Source organism: Streptomyces mauvecolor (assembly GCF_039532965.1).
Classification (GTDB): Bacteria; Actinomycetota; Actinomycetes; order Streptomycetales; family Streptomycetaceae; genus Streptomyces; species Streptomyces violascens.
The window spans coordinates 1-1,114 of record NZ_BAAASQ010000070.1 but is presented as its reverse complement, the minus strand read 5'-3'; the positions used below and the strand labels follow the sequence as shown (position 1 = coordinate 1,114).

The 1,114-nt window shown below is 70.8% G+C and carries 1 protein-coding gene; it reads right to left on the bottom strand.

The features are described from left to right. Positions 1-121: 121 nt before the first annotated feature. Positions 122-1,114: IS701 family transposase (locus tag ABD346_RS38255; protein ID WP_344380931.1), on the bottom strand; the 993-nt coding region annotated here is incomplete at its 5' end.

The following is a 1,114-nucleotide window of genomic DNA, read 5'->3' as shown; positions in this document are numbered from 1 at the left end:
CTAGTAGGACTTTGTTAGGTGGTGTCGTAGGGCTGCCAGGGTGCGGGCTGTCTGCAGGTCGGGCAGTGTCCTGACCAGGTGGCCAGCAGTTGTTGGAGTTCAGCGAGGGCCTGGTAGAGGGTCAGACCCTTGCAAGGGCTTTTGGGTGGGTGCGCCGTTCGGTCAGGAACAGATGAGCCGCTGTCACCAGGGTGACGTGGCGGTGCCAGCCGTCCCAGGAACGGCCCTCGAAGTGGTCGAGTCCGAGGGCGGTCTTCAGTTCACGGTAGTCATGCTCGATGCGCCAGCGTGTCTTGGCGAGCCGGACCAGGACGCGGGACGGGAGGTCGGCGGGCAGGTTGGAGAGCCAGTACCTGACCGGTTCGTCGGCCTTCCCGGGCCACTGCGCGATCAGCCAGCGCAGGGCGATGGTTCCATCGGCGGCGGGCTTGGGGCGGCGCCCGGACGGGCGGACGCGCAGGAACACGAACCGGGCGCGCATGGGTCCTCGCGAGCCCCGGCGCCAGGTGATCGTGACGGCCTGTCCGCGGCCTGCGGCCAGCACGTGGTCGCGCAGGCTGACCGGGCGGGTGCGGTAGCGGGGCAGCGGACGCGGCCCCAGTCCGCCGTAGGGCAGGGTGACCGCCTCGCTGTCCGCCGGGTAGGCCGTCAACTCGCCCTTGACCTGCAGTACGTAGGCCAGGTGCCGGTCCTCCAGCCCGATACGGAAGGACGCGGTGCTGCCGTACCCGGCGTCGGCGGCCACCACTGCAGGCCGCAGACCGATCCCGGCCAGCTCATCGAGCATCTCCAACACCAGCTGCCACTTGGGTTGGTGATGTACGTCGGGAGGGATACGGCAGTGCCGGCGCCGCTCCGTGGCGGCGGCCCCGTCCCAGCACTCGGGCACAAATAGACGCCAGGCCAGCGGGCAGGACGCAACATCGGTCGCCGCGTGCACGCTCACCGCCACCTGGCAGTTGGCGGTCTTGCCCAGCGGCGGGCAGTACTGCGCGGCCACCCCGGGCGACAGGTCACCGTCCTTGGGGAAGCCGGTGTCATCCACCACCCACACCTCCGGCCGCACCGCGGCCACCGCCCGCCTGGCCAGCCGCCGCTGCACCGCGTCGGCCGG